Source organism: Pandoraea anapnoica (genome assembly GCF_902459765.1).
In the GTDB taxonomy this organism is placed as follows: Bacteria; Pseudomonadota; Gammaproteobacteria; order Burkholderiales; family Burkholderiaceae; genus Pandoraea; species Pandoraea anapnoica.
Window position 1 is genome coordinate 36,192 of sequence record NZ_CABPSP010000003.1, and the last position, 17,947, is coordinate 54,138.

Consider the following 17,947-nt stretch of genomic DNA (forward strand, 5'->3'; position numbering starts at 1 on the left):
ACATACCTCCAGACATCGGTATTCCGATGTGCCGTGACCGGAAATCACTCGCCGCCGGTCTGCCTGGCGAACTGAAGATAGGCCGCGTGCAGACGGTCGACTTGGGGCGCGAGCGGTGCCTCCTGCGCGTCGTTGTCGATGATGTCATCCGCCACGGCGAGTCGCTGCGCCCGTGACGCCTGACGTGCCATGATGGCCTGCACCTGCTCGCGTGTGAACCGATTGCGCGACATGACGCGAGCAATCTGCGTCTCCTCGGTGCAATCGACAACGAGAATGCGCTGCACCCGCTCACGCCATGTGCCGGACTCCACTAACAGCGGCACGACGAAAATCAGATAGGGCCCTTCGGCTTCGGCCGCTGCACGCTCGCACTCCGTACGTATGAGCGGATGGGTGATTGCCTCCAAACGCGCTTTTGCGGCGTTGTCCGAGAACACCGCTTCGCGCATGCGCGCACGATCGAGTGAGCCGTCCGGTGCGACGAAGGCATCGCCGAAGTCCCGGCGGATCGCGGGCATCGCCGCGCCCCCCGGAGCGGTGATGCTGTGCGCGATGGCGTCGGTATCGATGATGGTGATGCCATGCGTGGCAAACAGATTGGCGACGGTCGTCTTGCCGCTGCCGATGCCGCCGGTCAGGCCGATGGCGTAAGTCATGGATTTCCTCCGATCCAGAGCATGAGGCTGTCGCCACCGAAGAGCGTGACAATGCCTGCGGCGGCAAGAAACGCGCCGAAAGGAAACATCTGATCGCCGCGCAAGCGTCCTATCAGCCATGCGCTGCCCGCAATGACAATGGCGAGCACGCAGGCGACAAGCAGAATTTGCGGTAACGCCGTCCAGCCGAACCACGCGCCGAGCGCCGCAAAAAGTTTGAAGTCACCGAAGCCCATGCCTTCGCGACGCCGGATCCACCAGTACACCCAATACATCGCCCAGAGACTCATGTATCCCGCCGCCGCGCCGATGACGGCCGACGGCAGGCTGGCAAACCAGTGACCGAGGTTACAGAGCAGCCCGGCCCAAAGCAGCGGGAGCGTGAGGATGTCGGGCAGCAATTGCGTGTCGTGATCGATGTAGGCGAGGGCGATCAGCGTCCAGACGAGTCCGAGCGCGCCGACGCTCTGCCACGTCGGGCCAAAACGCCAGGAGATGGCGACACTCAGCACGCCGCTGAGCAGCGCGAGTTGCCATCGGCGCGACGGTGCGGGGTCGGAGAGTGCGACGGGCAGGTTGACCGCGCCGACGCCCGACATCTCGCTGGTCGAGGCGAGCGCAAGGGGGGAGACCTGAGGTGATGCGGCAGGCAGGGCGTGGGTGCCCGAGCTTTCGGTGGCCTGCAATTCTTCGAGCCACGCGCGCTCGATGGCGGCAGGCACCCGTCGCACGACGACATCGAGGAGCAGTCCGGCAATCATGCCGGAAACGGCAAACAAGGCAAGACGCCAGTGAGGAGAGAGTTGCGCGAGCCAGTCGACGAGAAGCAGCTCGCCATAGCCATTCATGGCGTTCATGCGACACCGTATCCGAGTTGGAACATCGGCAGGTACATGGCGAGGACCATGCCGCCGATCAGCAGGCCGAGCAACGTAATCATCATGGGTTCGAGCGTTGCGCAGGTACTGACCAGCGCATGCGACGCTTCCTCGTCGAGCAGGCCGGCGGCCTGATTGAGCATGCGCCCGAGTGTACCCGATTCCTCTCCGATGACGACCAGTTGCGCCACGGCCAGTGGCCAGTGTTCATCGCCTTCCAACGCCGTCGCCAGACGCTCGCCTCGGGCCACTTTGCGATGTACGTCGTGCGCCGATCGCTGCATCACGAGATTGCCGCAAGCGCTCGCGGCCGCGTCCATGGCGTCGGGCAGTGCGACCCCGGCGTCGAGGAGTGTGCCGAGGGTTCTGGCCCATCGCGCGGCGCTCATCATCCGAAGAATCTTGCCTGCGCCGGGCAGGCGCAGCAATAGCCGGTCGCGATGACGTCGCAACTGTCGACTTCGCCGCAAACCGACAGCGACGACCAGCCCGGCGGCACCTGTGCTCGTCAGCACCCAGTGGCCGTTGTCGAGCGACGCACGCGAGATGTCGATGAGCCAGCGAGTCAGCGGCGGCAACGGCACGCCACCGCCGGCAGCGCTCGCGAATAGCCGCTCGAACTCCGGGATCACCCATTGCAGGAGCGCGATGACGACGGCGATGGCCACCGCCAATACGGTCAGCGGATAGGCAAGTGCGCGTTGCAGTTTGTCGCGAACGCTTTGCACGTGATCGTACTGTGCGCTCAGCCGTGCCAGCGTCGGGCCGAGTTGGCCGCTCATTTCTCCCGCCGCGATCAACTGACAATCGACGCTGCTGAAGCGACGGCTGGCATGCGCCATCGCTTGCGCGAGCGGGTGCCCCAGGGCGATATTCTCGGCGACGGTGGCGGCCAGCCGCTTGAGGCCCCGTGTGTGCGCGCCTCTGGCAAGCACATCAAGGGCGGCGCTCAGAGGCACGCCTGCGCCGAGCAACGTCGCAAGACGTCGCACGAGGTCGGTGGCGTCTGTCGGACGCGTGCGTGCTGCCGGCGAATGGCGGCGCTGCGGACGTATTTGCGTGACGGTCAATTGCGGATGCCGATGCCTCAATGCCACTCGGGCGGCCGCCTCGCCGTGAGCGATCACGTCTCCGTGAAGACGTTGTCCGTCGGCGTCCCGTCCGTGCCAGCGCCATCGCTGTAGATGTGTCGACATCGTCATGCGGCACCTGCGCCCGACGTGATCGGCGGTTGCCATTGGCGGGCCGGTGGCGCGTGTCTTGCGTCGTTGTCCGCACCGTCGTGTTGAACACCCTCTGCTCGATTCATCGACGGTGTGTCCGCTGTGTCGTGTGTTTGCATCTCAGTGATATCAAGCGGGCAGCGTCGCATCGACATCCTCCTGATCGACAGCGCCTGCATCGACATGCCAGAGCCCGGCCTCTCGCAGCGTCATGACGCCTTCGCTGCGCGCCTGCGCCGCCAGCTCGTGCGGACTGCGGGCCTGCGCAATGTTGATGGCCTGCGTGGGGCTGATCGGCATCACCTGAAACGCGCCGATGCGTCCCGCAAAACCGGTGCCGTGACAGCGCATGCAGGTGTGCTCGCGATCCGCTGCATTCGTCGTTGCGCCGGACGGCTCGCACCCGGCCGGGCATCGCCGCCTGAGCAGGCGCTGTGCGCTGACAAGCAATAACGTCGACGACAGATTGAACGGGGCGACGCCGAGATCGAAGAGCCGCGCGAGCGTGCTTGGTGCGTCGTTGGCGTGCACGGTGGCAAACACAAGGTGACCGGTCTGCGCCGCCTGTATGGCGATTTCAGCGGTCTGCGCATCGCGGATTTCGCCCACGACGAGGACATCTGGATCCTGGCGCAGAAACGCACGTAAGGCCGTTGCAAAGTCGAGGCCAGCGCGTTCGTTGAGATTGACTTGCGTGATACCGGCCAAGCGAATTTCAACCGGATCTTCGATGGTGACGATGTTGCGCGATACATCGTTCAGACGTCGCAGGCAACTATAGAGCGAGACGGTCTTGCCGCTGCCCGTCGGGCCCGTCAGCAAGATCAGGCCGTGCGGCCGGGCAATCGCTTGCGTGAGTGCGAGGTATTGCATCGGCGAATAGCCGAGACCTTCAAGCGAGAGGGGGACTTTCGCGCCATCGAGCAGGCGCACCACGAGTTTCTCGCCGTGCAGGGTGGGGAGCGCACTCACGCGACACTCGACCGGTTCGCCAGCTTCGCGCCACACCATGCGTCCGTCTTGAGGCAAGCGCTTTTGTGCGATGTCGAGATTGGCGAGCACCTTTAGGCGGGAGACCAACATGTCGCGCGCTGTCAGCGGAACGTCACCATGGTCCTGCAAGCCCCCGTCAATACGCAGGCGGACCCGAAAGCGCTGCGCCATCGGTTCGAAATGGATATCGGAAGCGCCTGCACGAATCGCTTCGCTCAGTATTCGCTCAAGGCGTTGCAGCGGTGTGGTAGCCGCTGAAGGCGTTTGCGGTACTCCGGAGCGAGATAAAGACGCCGGACTTCCAGTGGACGGCAGGGCGTCGTCGGAGGCGATGGTTTGACGCGGCATGACAGGGTTCGGCGAGAGGTGGGTGAAGCTTCAGTCTCGTCAAATCCCTGCGGTGCCTCAATCGGAATAACCTGAAAAATAGCGTTAGGTGACGGGCAGTGAACGAATATGATGTGAGCGTCTCCCGCCGATAACGTAGTTTCAGTCGTGATGCGCGGCCCGCGCCGTCGGTTTGAACAGGCGTACCGTTTTGATCGCCTGGTTATCGATCTGCACGATTTCCATACGCACACCGTCGATCTCGAGACTAACCGAAGCTTCGGGGATCTCTCGCAACACTTCAAGGATCAGGCCGTTGAGTGTCTTCGGGCCGTCGGTCGGCAGATGCAGTCCCAGCCGTCGATTCAGATCGCGAAGGCCCACGCCGCCGCCGACCAGGCAATCGTCATCCGTCGTCCAGCCCGAACGGCTGCCGCCGGTGCCCGGTACGCTCGTCGTGAACTCGCCGATGAGTTCCTCGATGATGTCCTCGGTCGTCACCAGCCCTTCGACTTCGCCGTACTCGTTGACCACGAGTCCCACGCGTCGATGGTTCTCCTGGAAGTACTGCAACTGTCGCAGCGCGGGGGTATCGCTCGGAATGAAGTACGGTTCGACGAGCAACGCGCGCAACGTATCGACTGTGAGGTCGTCCGGGTGACGCAACGCGGAGAGCGTACGACGCACCGGCAGAATGCCGACGATGCGATCGATGTCGCCGTCATAGACGGGCAACTTGTTGTGATAACAGGTTTCGAGTTGCGAGAGGATCGTGTCGAGCGGCGCTGAGATATCGAGCGCTTCAATGCGCGCGCGCGGCACCATCACATCGTCGACGGCGATGTTCTCGAGATCGAGCAGATTGAGCAGCACGCTACGTGGCTTGGTCGGCATGTAGTTGCCGGCTTCGAGCACGATGGTGCGCAGTTCTTCGGTGGTCAGACGTGTCTCGCTCGCCGCAGTGCGCGTATCGATGCGCAGCACGCGCAGCATGCCGCGCACGAACGTGTTGAGCACCCACACCAGTGGCGTTGCCACGGCCACGATCGGTTTGAGCGGCGTGCTGACGGAAAGGGCGATGCGGTCGGGGTACGTCGCGCCGACGATCTTCGGCCCGATCTCGGCGAAGATGATGATGAGCAGTGCGATCATCGCCGTCGCGATCGACAGCGTGATGGCGTCATTGCCGAAGTAGCGCACCGCGATGGACGTGGTGAGCACTGGTACGACCGTGTTGATGACGTTATTGCCGACGAGAATGGTCGAGAGCAGATCTTCCGTGCGAGAGAGCAATCCCTGTGTCGCGCGCGCGCCGTGCACGTTCATGCGTACCAGGTGCTTCAGTCGATGGCGGTTGAGCGCCATCATGCTCGTCTCGGAAATGGAAAAGAATCCCGAGCAGATGATCAGGAAGGCGACGGCGCAGATCTGCGCCCATAAGGGCAAGGCGTCCAAGCGTTTGGGGGCGGCTAAGCGCGGGCGGTGGCAATGAGTCGCCACTATATCAGAGGGGATTGGAACGTTTGCTGCGTACCCAAACGGGGGCAGCTCATCGGACGGATGCGAAGGACTGCCGACTTTTCGATGTGGCGGGCGTCGTGAATGTATCCGACAGTAGAAATAAAAAAACCGACGGACAAGTCCGTCGGTTTTTTTGCTTTGCTTGAGAGCAAAGTAAATCCTGGTCGGGGTGAGAGGATTCGAACCTCCGGCCTCTACGTCCCGAACGTAGCGCTCTACCAGGCTAAGCTACACCCCGCTTCGATACTGCTACTTCGCTAAGTGCGTCGCGCTATCGAGTAAGAACATAATTCTAGCAGGCTATTTTTATAATGGGAAGAGGGGAGTGCAGAAATAATTCGTGCAGCAGCATCTGCCTCTTCCTGAGCGCGTGCGAGCGTGTAGTCGAGCGCACCCGTGCGCTTGATCGCGGCGAGGATCGGTTCGAACTTGTCGGTGCCGCCATTCTCGATGGCTTCGCGTACGAGCGCGCGCTCTTCTTCCGTGCCATGTTGCAGAACGTGAATTAGCGGAAGCGTCGGTTTGCCTTCGCGCAGGTCGTCGCCGGCATTCTTGCCCATCGCATCGGTGTCGCCGGCGTAATCGAGCCAGTCGTCCATCAATTGGAAGGCGGTGCCCAGACGGCCGCCGTATTCGCAGACTGCGGCTTCGGTCTGCGCATCGGCGTTGGCGAGTACGGCCGCCAGTTGCGTCGCTGCTTCGAACAGCGTGGCTGTCTTGTACTTGATGACCTGAAGGTAGCGCGCCTCGTCCACATCGGGGTCGTGCATGTTCAGCAACTGAAGCACTTCCCCTTCGGCGATGACGTTGGTCGCGCGCGCAAGGATCTGCATCACGCGCATGTTGTCCACGCTCACCATCATCTCGAACGAACGCGAATACAGGAAGTCGCCGACCAGCACCGACGCCGCATTGCCGAACAGCGCATTGGCTGTCTGCTTGCCGCGGCGCAGGTCGGATTCGTCGACGACATCGTCGTGCAGCAGCGTCGAGGTGTGGATGAATTCGATGACGGCAGCCAGCTCGTAGCGGGCGGGCGATGTCACGCCCAGTGCGCCGGAGACCAGCAGCAGCAATGCCGGGCGTAGCCGCTTGCCGCCCGAATTGATGATGTATTCCGAGATCTGATTGATCAGGACCACCTCGGAGGCCAGCCGATGGCGGATAAGCGTATCGACGGCTTTCATGTCGTCGGTGATGGCGGCCAGTACGTTCTGGGCAGAAGTCGAAGCAGTCAAGACAAGGCTCGGGTGAGGAAAAATTCGCCCCAAATTATATAGTGGGCGCGGCAACTTTCGGGCACCAGGGCCGCGGAATGACTGGAGTTACGGAAGTCTTTGACGCAAAAGGGGAAAGTCTGTATAATTCCCGGTTTTCGTGCGCGCATTCGTTGCGCCGCGTCCGAAAATACTTCGGAAAGCGGGCTGCGGCGGGGGCGTTCGACCGGTAAGTGGAGTCCTTTTGGGACCCTCGGTCTGCGCGGAAATTCTCTTGTTTATGAGTGAGGTTCAACAATGTACGCGGTCATAAAAACCGGCGGTAAGCAATATAAGGTTGCTGCTGGCGAAAAGCTCAAAGTAGAACAGATACCGGCTGACATTGGCGCTGAAATCACCATTGACCAGGTTCTCGCCGTTGGCGAGGGCGAATCGATTAAGTTCGGTGCGCCGTTGGTCACTGGGGCTTCCGTCAAGGCTACCGTTGTCGCCCAGGGTCGTCACCCCAAGGTGAAGATTTTCAAGATGCGCCGTCGCAAGCACTACCAAAAGCGTCAAGGCCATCGCCAAAACTACACCGAGCTGCGCATCGACAGCATCAACGGCTAATCGATCGAGCTAGGTAAGGAGTTAAGTCATGGCACACAAAAAAGCAGGCGGATCGTCCCGTAACGGCCGCGATTCCGAGTCGAAGCGCCTCGGCGTGAAGGTGTACGGCGGTCAGGCAATCCTGGCTGGCGGCATTATCGTTCGCCAACGCGGTACGCGTATGCATGCCGGCGAAAACGTTGGTATCGGTAAGGACCACACGCTGTTTGCACTGGCCGACGGTCACGTGCAATTCGCCGTCAAGGGCGCAGCGAAGAAGCAAGTGGTTAGCGTGGTAGCGGCAGCGTAAGCTAAGCCTTTTGCCACCAAAAGGCTCCGCTTTCATGCGGAGCCTTTTTTGTTTCTCCCGCCAGTGCGCAGCGTAATGCCGCGTGCGGTGTGGATCATTGAACAGTATCAGGATCGTCTGCGGACGGTCGTTAAGCGGGACGGACCCACATGAAATTCATTGACGCAGCGCGAATCGAGGTGATCGCCGGAGACGGCGGCAACGGCTCGGCATCGATGCGCCGTGAGAAATTCGTGCCGTTCGGCGGACCTGACGGCGGCGACGGCGGTCGTGGCGGCAGCGTGCTCGCCGTGGCGGATCGCAACATCAACACCCTGATCGACTACCGTTATTCGAAGAAGCATCTGGCGAAGGACGGTGAGCGCGGTCGCGGATCGGACTGCTACGGCAAGGGCGGCGACGATATCACGCTGCGTATGCCGGTGGGCACCATCATCACTGACATGGACACGGGCGAGACCATCGCCGATCTGACCGAACACGGTCAGGAAGTGGTCCTCGCGCAGGGCGGTGCGGGCGGTCTGGGTAACATCCATTTCAAATCGAGTACGAACCGAGCACCGCGCCAGACGACGCCCGGCAAGCCCGGTGAGCGCCGCATGCTCCAGCTTGAGCTGAAAGTGCTCGCGGACGTCGGTTTGCTCGGCATGCCCAATGCGGGCAAGTCGACGTTTATCTCGTCGGTGTCGAACGCGCGTCCGAAGGTCGCAGACTATCCGTTCACGACGTTGCACCCCAATCTGGGTGTCGTGCGTACGGCACCGGGCCGAAGCTTCGTGATCGCCGATATTCCGGGGCTGATCGAAGGCGCCGCCGAGGGGGCGGGCCTCGGCCACCAGTTCCTGCGTCACTTGCAGCGCACCGGTCTGTTGCTGCACATCGTGGACATCGCACCGTTCGACGAAGGCGTCGATCCGGTGGCGGATGCGAAGGCCATCGTCCTCGAATTGCAGAAGTACGACGAAGAGCTGTTCCAGAAGCCGCGTTGGCTGGTGCTCAACAAGGTCGACATGGTCCCCGAGGCAGAGCGTGAAGCGCGCGTCGCCGACTTCAAGGCGCGCTACGGCTGGGACGGCCCGACCTTCGAGATCTCCGCGCTGACGGGTGAAGGCTGCGAGAAGTTGTGTCTGGAGGTGCAGGAATACCTGTACCAGCAACGTGGCGCAGTCGAAGAAGCGATCGAAGACGCTGCCGCCGATCCGCGCTTCCGTGCAAGTAGTACCGCTGGCGCCGCATCGGCCGCCGACGCTGCACCACAAATCCCAACGGACGACACGCCAAAGGCGTAAACTCCACATCACTCAAACGCTGGCGCTGACGTCGTAAGGTCTCGAACGTCATCAGGTCCCGGACCTTGCGCCAACGCCAGCGATTCGGCTGCTGTGGCCCAATGAGAGACGATCCGCGCGCGGCATCGTCCCGGGGCGCGGTGGTCTCGTCTTCCCAATACATCCGCAGGAGAATCCAGGTCCATGCGTTCGGTCATCGCCGATGCCAAGCGGCTCGTGGTGAAAGTGGGCTCCAGTCTCGTGACCAACGACGGTCGCGGGCTGGATGATGTCGCCATTGCGCGTTGGGCGCAGCAGATCGCCGCGTTGCGGCACGGGGGCGATGGGCGTCCGCCAAAGCAGGTCGTGCTCGTGAGTTCGGGCGCGATTGCGGAGGGGATGCAGCGTCTGGGTTGGGCCAAGCGCCCGAAGGCCATCGACGAATTGCAGGCTGCGGCCGCCGTCGGTCAGATGGGGCTTGCGCAAGTCTACGAGACGCGTTTCGCCGAACACGGCGTGCGTACGGCGCAGATTCTTCTCACGCACGCCGATCTGGCCGACCGCGAACGCTATCTGAATGCGCGAACGACGCTGCTCACGCTGCTGCGTCTGGGTGTGGTGCCGATCATCAACGAGAACGACACGGTCGTGACCGACGAAATCAAGTTCGGCGACAACGACACGCTCGGCGCGTTGGTCACGAACCTGATCGACGGCGATGCGCTCGTCATCCTGACCGACCAGTCGGGCCTCTATACGGCCGATCCCCGCAAGGACCCCGATGCCGAGTTTGTGCACGAAGCCGAAGCGGGGGACGAACGTCTCGAAGCGATGGCGGGCGGTGCGGGCACGAACATCGGTCGCGGCGGCATGCTGACGAAGATTCTGGCGGCTAAACGGGCAGCGACGAGCGGGGCACATACCGTGATCGCGTCCGGTCGTGAAGCGGACGTCCTGGTGCGTTTGGCCGGTGGTGAAGCCATCGGCACGCAACTGGTGGCACGCACGGCGGTGCTGACCGCCCGCAAGCAATGGATGGCCGATCACCTTCAGGTGCGCGGTCGTGTGGTGATCGATGCGGGCGCGTGCAAGAAGCTGATGGAAGAGGGCAAGAGTTTGCTGCCGATCGGCGTGATCGACGTTGAAGGGACGTTTGCGCGTGGCGAAGTCATTTCGTGCGTCGATGAGGCGGGCCATGAGGTCGCGCGGGGCCTGTCCAACTATAGTGCCTCGGAGACGCGCCTCATTCGTCGTCACCCGAGCAGCGACATCGAGCAGGTGCTGGGCTTTGCGAACGAGCCTGAACTGATTCATCGCGACAACCTGATCCTGCGCTGATCCTTATCCGCGCAGACCGTCAAAGACAAAAAACGCCGGCACGTGATACGTGACCGGCGTTTTTGCGTCGTGACGCCGTCGATGCGGCGTCGGTACGGCACAGACTTAGCGATAGGCGGCGGGTGTCGTCGGATAGCGCAGGTTTTGGATGATGTCCTTGGCAGAGCCGTAAGGCGTCTTGTCCTGACAGAGGAAGTCGCGGTACAGAATGCCCTGATACGCGGTCGAACCGTATGGCTTGATCGGACGCCATTCGCTGTTGCGCGCCGGTGCCCACGTGCCGTCCGGACGGCCGGTCGCGTATAGACGCGATTCGAACGACGAGCAGTGGATGCCCTCGTACGACACGTTGCGCGCACCGCTCTTGCTGCGGATCACCGCGATGTAGCGCACCACGCCGTCTTCCCGGGTGACCTCGATGGACTTCGCGTCGACGGCGTAGTCGAGCGTGGCGTTCGGCAGAGTCGAGAAGCTGATCAGATCGGCGTCTTGCGGCGCGGCGGTCGGCATCTTGTATTCCGCCTCCTTCCACTTGCCCTTGGCAGCTTCCTGCTGCGCCATGTATTCGTCAAAGTCCTGAACGGGCTGGGACACGCTGCTGCAGGCGGCGATCAGCGCCAGAGCGGCCAGAGAGACAAGCGTGGCCAGGCGCGGGGCGCGGCGGGCAATCGAAGGACGCATGGGAATGTGGTCGAGAGATCAAAAAAAGCCGACGCGGGCAACGCTGCCCGCGTCCGGTGTTGAGACAGGCCGTCAGCCGCCCGGTTCAGTGCCCCCGGCGGTGCTGAAAGTCGGCACTGTCGGCATTGCCGGCGTTGGCGGCAGGATCGGCGGTGTTGCTGCCGTCACTGTCGCCACAATCGCCGCCGCCGTAGCTGTCCTCCTGCTCGTGCGACGCATCCGTCGCCCCGGGCGGCATCTCGCCGACCCGAGCACCGGCGCGCGGAAACCGTCGCCGGTCCTGCTGGGCGCGTGCGGCCGAGCGTCGCAGATAACGCGAGAGTTCGTTCAGGGCGAGCTGATACACATCGCGCTTGAATTCGATCACAGCGTCGAGCGGCACCCAGTATTCGTTCCAACGCCAGGCGTCGAACTCGGGATGATCGGTTGCGCGCAAGCAAATATCGCAGTCGCGTCCGACCATGCGCAGCAGGAACCAGATCTGCTTCTGGCCCCGGTAATGTCCGCGCACTTCGCGTTTGATGAACTTGTCCGGCACCTCGTAACGCAGCCAGTCGCGTGTGCGACCGATGATTTTGACGTGTTCTGGCTTTAGCCCGGTTTCCTCGTGCAATTCTCGGAACATGGCCTGTTCTGGCGTTTCGCCGTACTTGATGCCGCCTTGCGGGAACTGCCAGGAGTGCTCGCCCAGCCGCTTGCCCCAGAACACTTCATTGCGTGCGTTTAAGAGGATGATGCCGACGTTCGGGCGAAAGCCTTCACGGTCCAGCATACAACCACCCTTGAATCCTTTAAAATTGCTTCGATTATAAACAGATAATCACCGGCGCGGCGGCCGGCGGCGGCTCGGGCAACCGGGGCGGCGCGTACGGCCGGCGGGTGTCTCAGGGGATGCGAGGATGGCGCACGGCGACCATCCGTCGTCAATCCGCATCCTCCCGGCCCCGCTTCCCTGCATCAGACCGAACCGTCGCGTGCGCCGTTGACCCTATTTTTTCCCGGAAATCTGCATGAAAGCCTCTCGTTTCTTCATCGGCACCCTCAAGGAAGCTCCCGCCGACGCCGAAATCGTCAGCCACAAGCTGATGATGCGCGCCGGCATGATTCGCCGCGTTGCCGGCGGCATCTACGATTACCTGCCGATCGGCCTGCGCTCTATCCGCAAGGTCGAAGCCATTGTCCGTGAAGAAATGAACCGCGCCGGTGCGCTGGAACTGCTCATGCCAGCCGTGCAACCGGCCGAACTCTGGCAGGAGTCGGGTCGCTGGGAGAAGTACGGCCCGGAACTGCTCCGTCTGAAAGATCGTCACGACCGCGATTTCGTCGTCGGCCCGACCCACGAGGAAGTGGTGACGGACATCGCTCGCCGCGAGATCAAGAGCTATCGTCAGCTGCCGGTGAACTTCTATCAGGTGCAGACGAAGTTCCGCGACGAGATTCGTCCGCGTTTCGGCGTGATGCGTGGCCGCGAATTCATCATGAAGGACGCCTATTCCTTCGATAAGGACCGCGCGGGCCTGCAAGTGTCGTATCAGAAGATGTTCGACGCCTACGTGCGCATCTTCACGCGCCTGGGTCTGGAGTTCCGCGCTGTGGTGGCCGACAACGGTTCCATCGGCGGCTCGGGCTCGCACGAATTCCACGTGATCGCCGAGACCGGTGAAGACGCCATCGCCTACTGCCCGACGTCGGACTATGCAGCCAACGTCGAGATGGCCGAAGCGCTGCCGCCGCAAGGTGAGCGTCCGGCCGCTGCCGAAGCCATGACCAAGACCGCGACGCCGGGCAAGGCCAAGTGCGAAGCCGTGGCTGAACTGCTCTCGATCCCGCTGGCACGCACCGTCAAGTCGATCGTGCTGGCCACCGACAGCGAAGATGCCGGTACTCAGGTCTGGCTGCTGTTGCTGCGTGGCGACCATGAGCTCAACGAGATCAAGGCGAGCAAGGTGCCGGGTCTGAGCGAACTGCGCTTCGCGAGCGAAGCCGAGATCGTCGAGTGGTTCGGCACGCCGCCGGGCTATCTGGGCCCGATCGGCACGAAGAAGCCGGTCAAGCTCGTGGTCGATCGCAGCGTCGCGCACATGAGCGACTTCGTGGTGGGGGCGAACGAGAAGGACTTCCACATCACCGGTGTGAACTGGGGCCGCGATCTGCCGGAACCGGAGATCGTCGCCGATCTGCGCAACATCGTGCCGGGCGACGCGTCGCCGGACGGCAAGGGCGAGATCGCACTGTGCCGTGGCATCGAAGTCGGTCACGTGTTCCAGTTGGGGACGAAGTACTCGGAGGCGATGAACGCCACGTTCCTCGACGAGAATGGCAAGCCGGCACCGATGGAGATGGGCTGCTACGGCATTGGCGTCACGCGTATTCTCGGCGCGGCCATCGAGCAGAACTTCGATGACCGCGGCATCATCTGGCCGGAATCGATTGCGCCGTTCGAAGTGGTGCTGTGCCCGATGGGTTACGACCGCAGCGACGCCGTGCGGGCTGCCGCCGACAAGCTGTACGAAGATCTGGTGGCCGCTGGCGTCGACGTGATTCTCGACGACCGTGGCGAGCGTCCGGGCGTGATGTTCGCGGACTGGGAGCTGATCGGCGTGCCGCATCGTGTGGTGATCGGCGACCGTGGCTTGAAGGAAGGCAAGATCGAGTATCAGGGCCGTCGCGACACGGAAGCCCAGTTGCTCGACGCCGCTTCGGTGGCGGAAGTCGTCACTGGTCGCGTGCGCGCCGCCAAGGCGGTCTGATCAAGTAACGTGCGAAGCGTTGCCGGTGATTGCCGGTGGCGCGCAGCACTGCGCTCAGCGCTCTCGCGCCTCGTATCGGCACAAATGCATTACCTGACGGCAGTCGCCCCGCGGCTGCCGTTGTCATATCTGAAGGCGTCGTCTGTATGGAATACACGTTCGCGTCGGCCACCGTGCTGTTGCTGCTCATTACCGATCCGTTCGGCAACATCCCCATTTTCGTGAATGCGCTGAAGAACGTGCCAGCGAACCGACGGCCGCGCGTGATCGTTCGCGAGGTGCTGATCGCGTTCGCGATCCTGCTGCTGTTCATGCTGGTGGGCGAGCGGTTCCTGCGCATGATGAGTCTCACCGACCTGTCGTTGCAGCTCGCTGGCGGTATCGTGCTGTTCCTGATCGCGTTGCGGATGATCTTTCCGCGTCCGGACCACGGCTCGCTGCCGGATGCCGGTGAGCCGCTGATTGTTCCGCTTGCGATTCCGGCGCTGGCCGGGCCGTCGGCGCTCGCGACCGTCATGCTGCTGGTCTCCCAGCAACCGGGACGCATGCTCGAATGGATTACGGCGCTCAGCGTGACGATGGCCGTGTGCGCGGTGGTGCTATTGCTCGCCGACCGTATTGAACGATGGCTGGGCTCGCGCGTCGTGGCGGCGTTCGAACGGCTGATGGGGCTGATTCTGGTGGCGATCTCGGTCGAGATGATCCTGAAGGGCGTGAAAGTCTTCGTCCACCAGTTCTGATAGGGATTCAAGCGACCGGTGCTACCGGGGGACACAAAAGAAAAGGGGCCCTGTGTGAACAGAGGCCCCTTTCTCTTTTGTCGCGAGGCGAACCCTGCGACAGTGTTGCGCTCTTATCAGCGCGGCGTCGTCAGCGCGCGAATCGCGGGCAGATTGCGCCAGTATCCCTTGGCGTCCATGCCGCAGCCGAAGACGTAGCGATCCGGCACGGTGAATCCGCAGAAATCCGGATGCGACGGCTTGTCCTTCGTCAGGATCTTCTCGCACAGCACTGCGCTGTAGAACTTCGACGCGCCCATCTCGAGAATGCGGTCGCGAATCGCGGCCATCGTCGCACCTTCGTCGAGAATGTCGTCGAGCACAAGCACCACGCGGTCGCGCACCGAGTCGCGCGGCGCCACACGCCACTGCATCGCACCACCGGTGGTGGTGTTGTTGTAGCGAGAGAGGTGGATGTAGTCGAATTCGAGCGGGAAGTCGAGACGCGGCAACAGCATGCCGGTGAAGACGGCCGCGCCGCCCATGACCGACAGCACCATCGGGAAGTCGTCGCCGACGGCGGCCTTGATGGCCTTGGCCATGGTGTCGACGGACCGGTTGACCTCGTCTGAGGAGACGATTTCTTCGGAATTACGGAATACTTCGAGCGCTTCTTCGCGGTTCATATGGGGCGACCCTGTGGAACGGTGTTGCGGGGGTTTCGCTATGTGCGGCCCGGAGTATATACGGAAAGCCCGTAGTTCAGACCGGACCGCGACCGGATGAGTCTCAATCAGCGCATGCCGGGCATCATGCCCTTCATGCTGCGCATCATCTTCATCATGCCACCGCCTTTGAGTTTCTTCATCATCGTGCGCATCTGATCGTATTGATTCAGCATGCGGTTGACTTCCTGCACCTGAACGCCCGCACCGGCGGCGATACGGCGCTTGCGACTCGCCTTGATCAGTTCCGGCTTGGCGCGCTCGGCAGGCGTCATCGAGTTGATGATGCCTTCCATGCGTCGCACCTGTTTCTCGGCCTGATCCATATTGGTCTGGCTGGCGGCGGCCTGGAACTGGGCCGGCAGCTTGTCCATGAGCGACGACAGGCCGCCCATCTTCTTCATCTGGCCGATCTGCGCCTTGAAGTCGTTCAGATCGAAGTCGCCACCCTTCTTGACCTTGTCGGCGAGCTTTTGCGCGGCCTGAACGTCAACGCCGCGCTGGGCTTCCTCGACGAGCGCAAGAATGTCGCCCATGCCGAGAATCCGGTTCGCCATGCGATCCGGGTAGAAGACTTCGAGGCCGTCGAGCTTTTCGCCGACACCGACGAACTTGATCGGCTTGCCCGTGACGTGACGCACCGACAGCGCTGCACCGCCGCGCGAGTCGCCATCGAGCTTGGTAAGCACCACGCCGGTGAGCGGCAGCGCGTCGTTGAAGGCGCGGGCGGTGTTGACGGCGTCCTGACCGAGCATGGCGTCGACGACGAACAGCGTTTCGATCGGTTTCAGCTCAGCGTGCAGGGCACTAATTTCCTGCATCATCGCTTCGTCAATACCCAGACGGCCGGCCGTATCGACGAGCAGCACTTCATGGTGATGGCGACGCGCCCAGTCCACGGCGGCGCGGGCGATATCGACCGGCTTCTGGTCGGGCTGCGACGGGAAGAAGTCGGCGTCGACCTGCTTCGTCACCGTCTCCAACTGAGCGATAGCGGCGGGGCGGTAGACGTCGGTGGAAACCGTGAGGACTTTCTTCTTCTGGGCGCGCAGCAGCTTGGCGAGCTTACCGACGGTCGTCGTCTTACCCGCACCCTGCAAACCGGCCATCAGGATGATAGCGGGCGGAGTGGTGGCGAGATTGAGTTCGGCTGCACGTCCTTCGTAGTCGCCGCCCATGAGCGCGGTCAGTTCGCGCTGCACCACACCGACGAGTGCCTGGCCGGGCGACAGGCTGGAAATGACTTCCTCACCGAGGGCCTTTTCCTTCACCTTGGCGATGAAATCGCGCACCACCGGCAGGGCGACGTCGGCCTCAAGCAGGGCGAGGCGCACTTCGCGCAGCATTTCCTGCGTGTTGGCTTCGGTCAGCCGGGCTTCGCCGCGCAGGGTCTTGACGACTTTGGCAAGGCGCGTAGTGAGATTGTCGAGCATGAAACGTATCCTGTAAGACCTTCAGCGGCCTCGGTTGCCCGCCCCCCGGGCCGTAGACGGCGGTGGCAAGCACGGCAGCGCGCCCCTCATGGGCTGGTGTAAACTTCAAACATGACTATTTTACTGTATGCGCTGACCGCCATCCTCTACGCCGGGTTGGCGGTTTGTTCGTGGCAAGGATACCGGCGCGACGCCGCGCTCGCACTCGCGGGTGGACAAGTCGCGCCTGCGCCTGTCACGGGTACGCCCTCGCGCTGGCCGATGCAGCTTTCGCTGTTCGCCGTGCTCGTGCTGCACGGGGTGTTGCTGCATCAGACGATCTTCCGTGCCGACAGCATGCACTTCGGTTTCGCATACATGCTCTCGGCCATGTTGTGGCTCTCGGTCGGCATCTACTGGATCGAAAGTTTCTTTTTCCCGCTCGAGAGCCTGCGACTGATGGTCACACCTGTGGCAGCTGTCGCATGTCTGCTGCCGATGATCTTTCCCGACGTGCGCATTCTGGGCTTTGCCGCCAATCCGGTGTTCAAGGCGCACTTCATCATCGCCAACATGGCCTATGGGCTGTTCGCGCTGGCGGCGCTGCACGCATTGCTAATGATCTATGCCGAGCGGCAACTGCATCCGTCGCGCAGCAACGAGGCGACGGGCTGGCTCTCGCGCTGGCTTGAAACGCTGCCGCCGCTACTCACGATGGAGAAGCTGCTGTTCCGCCTGATCGGCGCGGGGTTCGTGCTGCTGACGCTCACGCTGATCTCCGGCGTGATGTTCTCCGAGGCGCTCTTCGGGCGTGCGGTGCGCATCGATCACAAGACAGTGTTCGCGGTGGTGTCGTGGCTGATGTTCGGCGCGGTGCTGCTGGGGCGGCATTTTTACGGGTGGCGCGGAAAGGTCGCGCTGCGTTGGGTTCTGGCGTCGTTCGTGGCGCTGTTGCTGGCGTATGTCGGTTCTCGCTTCGTGCTTGAGGTGGTGCTGCATCGCATGACGGAGACTTGAAGCGCGATGCGCAATATCCTGCTGTTACTGTTGCTCCTTATCGCCGGGACGTGGTGGATGCGTCACAACGAGCGTAAGCGCAATTCCGAAGGCCCCCAGCGCAACGAGCGCATGCGCACGCCGCAGGGCAATGGTGGCCAGACCACGACCCAACAATCGCTGCCGCCCGCCGAGCGCATGGTGCGTTGCAGCGAGTGCGATACCTATCTTCCGGAAAGCGAATCGCTGTCGGGTACCAGCGGCAAACACTTTTGCAGCACGGCGCATCGAGACGCCTACCTCGCGCGCGAACACCGCGTTTGAGTCCCGCTGCGCGGCCTG

19 protein-coding genes and 1 tRNA gene are annotated in these 17,947 nt (G+C 62.5%); 9 read left to right on the top strand and 11 right to left on the bottom strand.

What is annotated here, in order from left to right; genetic code table 11:
* Nucleotides 1–44 precede the first annotated feature (44 nt).
* The 5 genes from coaE to PAN31117_RS05810 form a co-directional block, all read right to left on the bottom strand.
* Nucleotides 45–659: a dephospho-CoA kinase gene (gene coaE / locus PAN31117_RS05790; RefSeq protein ID WP_150737366.1), complete on the bottom strand. Its 615-nt coding sequence runs from the start codon at nucleotides 657–659 to the stop codon at nucleotides 45–47.
* Nucleotides 656–1,516 carry a prepilin peptidase gene (locus tag PAN31117_RS05795; protein WP_150737367.1) on the bottom strand — a complete coding sequence of 287 codons (861 nt, stop codon included), beginning with the start codon at nucleotides 1,514–1,516 and terminating at the stop codon, nucleotides 656–658. Before PAN31117_RS05795 ends, coaE begins: the two co-directional genes overlap by 4 nt.
* Nucleotides 1,513–2,733, bottom strand: coding sequence for a type II secretion system F family protein (locus PAN31117_RS05800; protein WP_174990847.1), 1,221 nt, complete (start codon nucleotides 2,731–2,733; stop codon nucleotides 1,513–1,515). The genes PAN31117_RS05795 and PAN31117_RS05800 overlap by 4 nt, the downstream gene beginning before the upstream one ends.
* 156 nt (nucleotides 2,734–2,889) lie before the next feature.
* Complete coding sequence (locus PAN31117_RS05805; RefSeq protein WP_150737369.1) at nucleotides 2,890–4,101, bottom strand: GspE/PulE family protein; 1,212 nt, start codon at nucleotides 4,099–4,101, stop codon at nucleotides 2,890–2,892.
* Between the two features lie 141 nt (nucleotides 4,102–4,242).
* Entirely contained in the window at nucleotides 4,243–5,448 is a 1,206-nt protein-coding gene (locus tag PAN31117_RS05810) for an HlyC/CorC family transporter (RefSeq protein ID WP_246188935.1), read from the bottom strand.
* On the opposite strand from PAN31117_RS05810, the gene PAN31117_RS27690 reads away from it, so the two are divergent.
* Nucleotides 5,447–5,572: a hypothetical protein gene (locus tag PAN31117_RS27690; protein ID WP_263596972.1), complete on the top strand. Its 126-nt coding sequence runs from the start codon at nucleotides 5,447–5,449 to the stop codon at nucleotides 5,570–5,572. The genes PAN31117_RS05810 and PAN31117_RS27690 overlap by 2 nt on opposite strands.
* Nucleotides 5,573–5,762: 190 nt before the next feature.
* Here the strand turns inward: PAN31117_RS27690 and PAN31117_RS05815 are convergent.
* Nucleotides 5,763–5,839 (bottom strand) — tRNA-Pro (locus PAN31117_RS05815).
* A gap of 19 nt (nucleotides 5,840–5,858) precedes the next feature.
* Nucleotides 5,859–6,788 (bottom strand): polyprenyl synthetase family protein, encoded by a 930-nt coding sequence (locus PAN31117_RS05820; RefSeq protein ID WP_246188958.1) that lies wholly within the window; start codon nucleotides 6,786–6,788, stop codon nucleotides 5,859–5,861.
* A 327-nt stretch (nucleotides 6,789–7,115) separates the two neighbouring features.
* On the opposite strand from PAN31117_RS05820, the gene rplU reads away from it, so the two are divergent.
* From rplU to proB, 4 genes are all read left to right on the top strand, one after another.
* On the top strand, nucleotides 7,116–7,427 hold the full coding sequence (gene rplU, locus PAN31117_RS05825; protein WP_039393314.1) for a 50S ribosomal protein L21: 312 nt from the start codon (nucleotides 7,116–7,118) through the stop codon (nucleotides 7,425–7,427).
* Between the two features lie 28 nt (nucleotides 7,428–7,455).
* Nucleotides 7,456–7,716: a 50S ribosomal protein L27 gene (gene rpmA / locus PAN31117_RS05830; RefSeq protein ID WP_039393311.1), complete on the top strand. Its 261-nt coding sequence runs from the start codon at nucleotides 7,456–7,458 to the stop codon at nucleotides 7,714–7,716.
* 149 nt (nucleotides 7,717–7,865) lie between these two features.
* On the top strand, nucleotides 7,866–9,005 hold the full coding sequence (obgE, locus tag PAN31117_RS05835; RefSeq protein ID WP_150737372.1) for a GTPase ObgE: 1,140 nt from the start codon (nucleotides 7,866–7,868) through the stop codon (nucleotides 9,003–9,005).
* Nucleotides 9,006–9,188: 183 nt separating this feature from the next.
* Nucleotides 9,189–10,322 (top strand): glutamate 5-kinase, encoded by a 1,134-nt coding sequence (proB, locus tag PAN31117_RS05840; RefSeq protein WP_150737373.1) that lies wholly within the window; start codon nucleotides 9,189–9,191, stop codon nucleotides 10,320–10,322.
* Between the two features lie 105 nt (nucleotides 10,323–10,427).
* Here proB and PAN31117_RS05845 read toward each other — a convergent pair whose 3' ends face one another.
* Together PAN31117_RS05845 and PAN31117_RS05850 are read right to left on the bottom strand one after the other, a co-directional pair.
* Entirely contained in the window at nucleotides 10,428–11,003 is a 576-nt protein-coding gene (locus PAN31117_RS05845; RefSeq protein WP_150737374.1) for a CNP1-like family protein, read from the bottom strand.
* Between the two features lie 85 nt (nucleotides 11,004–11,088).
* Nucleotides 11,089–11,775 (bottom strand): RNA pyrophosphohydrolase, encoded by a 687-nt coding sequence (locus PAN31117_RS05850; protein ID WP_370855730.1) that lies wholly within the window; start codon nucleotides 11,773–11,775, stop codon nucleotides 11,089–11,091.
* Between the two features lie 238 nt (nucleotides 11,776–12,013).
* Here PAN31117_RS05850 and PAN31117_RS05860 point away from each other — a divergent pair, with 238 nt between their 5' ends.
* Nucleotides 12,014–13,753, top strand: a complete 1,740-nt coding sequence (locus tag PAN31117_RS05860) for a proline--tRNA ligase (RefSeq protein WP_150737376.1) — start codon at nucleotides 12,014–12,016, stop codon at nucleotides 13,751–13,753.
* Between the two features lie 146 nt (nucleotides 13,754–13,899).
* Nucleotides 13,900–14,493 (top strand): MarC family protein, encoded by a 594-nt coding sequence (locus PAN31117_RS05865; protein WP_150737377.1) that lies wholly within the window; start codon nucleotides 13,900–13,902, stop codon nucleotides 14,491–14,493.
* A 116-nt stretch (nucleotides 14,494–14,609) separates the two neighbouring features.
* Here the strand turns inward: PAN31117_RS05865 and PAN31117_RS05870 are convergent, their stop codons facing one another.
* Complete coding sequence (locus tag PAN31117_RS05870; RefSeq protein WP_150737378.1) at nucleotides 14,610–15,158, bottom strand: hypoxanthine-guanine phosphoribosyltransferase; 549 nt, start codon at nucleotides 15,156–15,158, stop codon at nucleotides 14,610–14,612.
* 107 nt (nucleotides 15,159–15,265) lie between these two features.
* The gene (gene ffh / locus PAN31117_RS05875) at nucleotides 15,266–16,630 is read right to left on the bottom strand and encodes a signal recognition particle protein (RefSeq protein WP_150666578.1); all 1,365 of its coding nucleotides are present in this window, start codon (nucleotides 16,628–16,630) and stop codon (nucleotides 15,266–15,268) included.
* 111 nt (nucleotides 16,631–16,741) lie between these two features.
* Here ffh and PAN31117_RS05880 point away from each other — a divergent pair, with 111 nt between their 5' ends.
* Nucleotides 16,742–17,626 carry a cytochrome C assembly family protein gene (locus tag PAN31117_RS05880; protein ID WP_150737379.1) on the top strand — a complete coding sequence of 295 codons (885 nt, stop codon included), beginning with the start codon at nucleotides 16,742–16,744 and terminating at the stop codon, nucleotides 17,624–17,626.
* Between the two features lie 6 nt (nucleotides 17,627–17,632).
* The gene (locus tag PAN31117_RS05885) at nucleotides 17,633–17,929 is read left to right on the top strand and encodes a PP0621 family protein (RefSeq protein WP_150737380.1); all 297 of its coding nucleotides are present in this window, start codon (nucleotides 17,633–17,635) and stop codon (nucleotides 17,927–17,929) included.
* Nucleotides 17,930–17,947 lie beyond the last annotated feature (18 nt).

Coding starts and splice junctions, on each gene's coding strand:
- coaE (WP_150737366.1), bottom strand. CDS start 659: ATGACTTACGCCATCGGCCTGACCGGCGGCATCGGCAGCGGCAAGACG.
- PAN31117_RS05795 (WP_150737367.1), bottom strand. CDS start 1,516: ATGAACGCCATGAATGGCTATGGCGAGCTGCTTCTCGTCGACTGGCTC.
- PAN31117_RS05800 (WP_174990847.1), bottom strand. CDS start 2,733: ATGTCGACACATCTACAGCGATGGCGCTGGCACGGACGGGACGCCGAC.
- PAN31117_RS05805 (WP_150737369.1), bottom strand. CDS start 4,101: ATGCCGCGTCAAACCATCGCCTCCGACGACGCCCTGCCGTCCACTGGA.
- PAN31117_RS27690 (WP_263596972.1), top strand. CDS start 5,447: ATGCTCGTCTCGGAAATGGAAAAGAATCCCGAGCAGATGATCAGGAAG.
- PAN31117_RS05810 (WP_246188935.1), bottom strand. CDS start 5,448: ATGATGGCGCTCAACCGCCATCGACTGAAGCACCTGGTACGCATGAAC.
- PAN31117_RS05820 (WP_246188958.1), bottom strand. CDS start 6,788: ATGAAAGCCGTCGATACGCTTATCCGCCATCGGCTGGCCTCCGAGGTG.
- rplU (WP_039393314.1), top strand. CDS start 7,116: ATGTACGCGGTCATAAAAACCGGCGGTAAGCAATATAAGGTTGCTGCT.
- rpmA (WP_039393311.1), top strand. CDS start 7,456: ATGGCACACAAAAAAGCAGGCGGATCGTCCCGTAACGGCCGCGATTCC.
- obgE (WP_150737372.1), top strand. CDS start 7,866: ATGAAATTCATTGACGCAGCGCGAATCGAGGTGATCGCCGGAGACGGC.
- proB (WP_150737373.1), top strand. CDS start 9,189: ATGCGTTCGGTCATCGCCGATGCCAAGCGGCTCGTGGTGAAAGTGGGC.
- PAN31117_RS05845 (WP_150737374.1), bottom strand. CDS start 11,003: ATGCGTCCTTCGATTGCCCGCCGCGCCCCGCGCCTGGCCACGCTTGTC.
- PAN31117_RS05850 (WP_370855730.1), bottom strand. CDS start 11,775: ATGCTGGACCGTGAAGGCTTTCGCCCGAACGTCGGCATCATCCTCTTA.
- PAN31117_RS05860 (WP_150737376.1), top strand. CDS start 12,014: ATGAAAGCCTCTCGTTTCTTCATCGGCACCCTCAAGGAAGCTCCCGCC.
- PAN31117_RS05865 (WP_150737377.1), top strand. CDS start 13,900: ATGGAATACACGTTCGCGTCGGCCACCGTGCTGTTGCTGCTCATTACC.
- PAN31117_RS05870 (WP_150737378.1), bottom strand. CDS start 15,158: ATGAACCGCGAAGAAGCGCTCGAAGTATTCCGTAATTCCGAAGAAATC.
- ffh (WP_150666578.1), bottom strand. CDS start 16,630: ATGCTCGACAATCTCACTACGCGCCTTGCCAAAGTCGTCAAGACCCTG.
- PAN31117_RS05880 (WP_150737379.1), top strand. CDS start 16,742: ATGACTATTTTACTGTATGCGCTGACCGCCATCCTCTACGCCGGGTTG.
- PAN31117_RS05885 (WP_150737380.1), top strand. CDS start 17,633: ATGCGCAATATCCTGCTGTTACTGTTGCTCCTTATCGCCGGGACGTGG.